A 2,906-nucleotide genomic window follows, 5' to 3' on the forward strand; every position below is an offset into this window, starting at 1 on the left:
GCAGGCGTAGTTGGTGGCGCGCTCGCGGCCGATGGTGGACTGGCGGTCGGTGGAGAGGTTCTTGCCGCAGGCCGAGCCGGCGCCGTGGGCGGGGAAGACCAGGGTCTCGTCGGGCAGGCCCATCAGCTTGCGGTGCACGCTGTCGTAGAGCATCGCGCCGAGTTCGGCGGCGGTGACGCCGACCGAGGCGAGCAGGTCGGGGCGGCCGACGTCGCCGATGAACAGCGCGTCGCCGGTGAGCACGCCGTACGGGACGGTGTCGTCGGGCTGCTCGAAGACCAGGATGCTGATCGACTCGGGCGTGTGGCCGGGGGTCTCCATGATCTCAAGGGCGACGTCGCCCAGCTCGATCCGTTCGCCGTCGGCGAGCTTGCGGATGGGGTACTCGGTCTCCGCGCGGCGCCCGTAGCCGATCCAGGCGCCGGTGCGGTCGGCCAGTTCGAGGTGGCCGGCCAGGAAGTCGGCATGGAAGTGGGTGTTGACGACCGCCTCGACGGTGAAGCCGTGGGCCTCGGCGTCGGCGACGTACTCGTCCACGTCACGGCGCGGGTCGACCACGACGGCGCGGCCGGTGCGCTCGTCGGCGATCAGGTACGAGGCCTGGGAGAGGCAGTCGAGGTAGAACTGGGCGAAGTACACGGGGAAACCCTCCTGGGCGGCTTGGGGTTTGGGCGGCTTGGGGCTGGGTGGTGTGCATGGCCGGGCGACGCCGGCGCCGCTCCGATACCCCCCTCGGTATATTTGCCAGCATACGGCGGCCTGAGCCGATACGGGACGGGGTATCGCTGAGCGATTTCGATAATACCCCCGGGGGTACTATGGTGAGACATCGAGGGGCCGGCCACCGCCTCCGAGCCAGGCAACGAGCCAGGTACTGGCGGGGCCGAGGACGCACCGGCCACACCACGCACCGGCCACGCCACCCGCACCGGGCCACCAGGCCCGTACGGACGCCCGCGCCGCCCCCGACCCACCGGACCGCTGCGGTCCGGTCTGCACCACTGGAGACACCTCATGCCCTTGCTGCCGCACGCCCACGGGCCCGACGCCCACCGGCCCCACGCCCACGGACCGGGCGTCCCCGGGCGGACCACCCCCGCCGAGGCCCACGAGCTCGCCCGCACCGGCGCCGCCGTCCTGCTGGACGTCCGGGAGACCGCCGAGTTCGCCGCCGGGCACGCCCCCGGCGCGCTGCACCAGCCGCTGATCGGGCTGGCCGCCGGTGTCCCGCTGCCGACCGGGGCGGCCGGGCGGACCGTGCTGGCGATCTGCCGCTCCGGCAACCGCTCCCAGCGCGCGGCGGAGCTGCTCGCACAGCGCGGCGTCCAGGCGCTGAACGTGGTCGGCGGCATGGGCGCCTGGGCACTGGCCGGACTGCCGGTCACCACGCCCGACGGCGGCACCGGGCGCGTGATATGACCACGCTGATCCTGGCGCTCGCCGCCGGTGCGGTGGTCGGCCTCGCGCTGGGCGGGCTGGGCGGCGGCGGCAGCATGCTCGCCGTCCCCGCTCTGGTCTATCTGCTGGGCTTCAGCCCCGAGCTGGCCACCACGGCCAGCCTGGTGATCGTCGCCGCGACCTCGCTGACCGGGCTGCTCGCCCACGCCCGGGCGGGCCGGGTCCGCTGGCGCACCGGCGCGCTGTTCGCCGCCGCCGGACTGCCCGCCGCCATGGCCGCCGGGGCGCTGTCCGCCCATCTGCCGGGCGCACTGCTGACCGGTGCCTTCTCGGTGCTGGCGGCGCTCGCGGCCTGGCGGATGCTGAAGCCGCCCGCGAAGGATGCGCAGGAACGTTCCGCCTCAGGAGTCGGCCGCTCCACGGCGGCGGGCGCCGGGCTCGGCGCCGTCACCGGACTGCTCGGCGTCGGCGGCGGCTTCCTCGCCGTACCGGCCCTGGTCTCGGTGCTCGCCTTCACCATGGCCGAGGCCGTCGGCACCAGCCTGCTGGTGATCACCGCCAACTCGCTCGCCGCCCTGCTCCCCCGCCTCGGCTCGGCCGGTGCGATCGACTGGGCCGTGGCCGCCCCCTTCACCGGGGCGGCGATCCTCGGCGCCTGGGACGGCAAGCGGCTGGCCGACAAGCTCAGCGGGCGCACCCTCCAGAAGGCCTTCGCCGTCGCCCTGCTCGCCGTCGCCGCGCTGATGCTCGTCACCACGGTGAGCTGATCACCACGGTGAGCTGATCACCACGATGGCTTGATCCCCGAACCTCCCCGCACCACCAGCCACACCCCCCATCCGAGAGGACCCCACTCCCATGACCACGCCGCTGACCGTCGAGCAGCTCCAGCCCCGCCTCGGCCTGCTCACCCTCATCGACGTCCGCTCCCCCGGCGAGTACGCCGCCGGCCACATCCCCGGCGCCCTGAACGTCCCGCTCGACCAGCTCGACCGCGCCCTGCCCGCGCTGCGCGAGGCCGCCGGGCACGGCGAGATCGCCGTGGTCTGCGCCGCCGGGCCGCGCGCCGACAACGCCTGCCGCGTGCTGGCCGACGCCGGCGTCCCGACCCTCACCCTGACCGGCGGCACCAACGCCTGGGCGAGCGCCGGCCGACCGCTGGACCAGGTGACCGGCGCCCGCCGGGTGTGGGCGCTGGACCGCCAGGTCCGCCTGGTGGCCGGCTCGCTGGTGCTGGCCGGCGTGCTGGTCGACCTCGCCCTGCCGGGCGCCCGCTGGGTCTCCGCCGCCGTCGGCGGCGGGCTGGCCTTCTCCGCGCTGAGCAACACCTGCGCGATGGGCTCGATGCTCTCCAAGCTCCCGTACAACCGGCCCCGCCCCGGCACGCCGAGCCTGGACGAGACGCTCGCGGCCCTGAAGCGCTGAGCCGATCCGAAGCGCTGAGCCCGTTGCTCGCACCGTCCTGGTTGACCGCCGAACCCCGGATCACCGCCAGCCCCGGGTGGCCG

At 74.8% G+C, this 2,906-nt stretch carries 4 protein-coding genes; 3 read left to right on the forward strand and 1 reads right to left on the reverse strand.

Translation table 11 applies throughout. The features are described 5' to 3' along the window. The coding region (locus tag ACFU6K_RS35595; RefSeq protein ID WP_380670259.1) for an MBL fold metallo-hydrolase at window positions 1–639 on the reverse strand (639 nt) is incomplete at its 3' end. Window positions 640–1,014: 375 nt separating this feature from the next. Here ACFU6K_RS35595 and ACFU6K_RS35600 point away from each other — a divergent pair. The 3 genes from ACFU6K_RS35600 (at window position 1,015) to ACFU6K_RS35610 (ending at window position 2,823) form a co-directional block, all read left to right on the forward strand. Next, the gene (locus ACFU6K_RS35600) at window positions 1,015–1,419 is read left to right on the forward strand and encodes a rhodanese-like domain-containing protein (RefSeq protein ID WP_380670261.1); all 405 of its coding nucleotides are present in this window, start codon (window positions 1,015–1,017) and stop codon (window positions 1,417–1,419) included. Further along, a complete protein-coding gene (locus ACFU6K_RS35605; protein ID WP_380670263.1) occupies window positions 1,416–2,165 on the forward strand; it encodes a sulfite exporter TauE/SafE family protein in 750 nt (249 codons plus the stop codon). The genes ACFU6K_RS35600 and ACFU6K_RS35605 overlap by 4 nt, the downstream gene beginning before the upstream one ends. A gap of 91 nt (window positions 2,166–2,256) precedes the next feature. After that, a complete protein-coding gene (locus ACFU6K_RS35610; RefSeq protein WP_380670265.1) occupies window positions 2,257–2,823 on the forward strand; it encodes a rhodanese-like domain-containing protein in 567 nt (188 codons plus the stop codon). Window positions 2,824–2,906: the final 83 nt, after the last annotated feature.

Origin of the sequence: Kitasatospora sp. NPDC057512, from assembly GCF_042802135.1 — a bacterium.
Lineage (GTDB): Bacteria > Actinomycetota > Actinomycetes > Streptomycetales > Streptomycetaceae > Kitasatospora.

What these genes read in the sequence shown, in the direction of transcription:
- ACFU6K_RS35605 (WP_380670263.1), top strand. Translation starts at nt 1,416, where the DNA reads ATGACCACGCTGATCCTGGCGCTCGCCGCCGGTGCGGTGGTCGGCCTC.
- ACFU6K_RS35610 (WP_380670265.1), top strand. Translation starts at nt 2,257, where the DNA reads ATGACCACGCCGCTGACCGTCGAGCAGCTCCAGCCCCGCCTCGGCCTG.
- ACFU6K_RS35600 (WP_380670261.1), top strand. Translation starts at nt 1,015, where the DNA reads ATGCCCTTGCTGCCGCACGCCCACGGGCCCGACGCCCACCGGCCCCAC.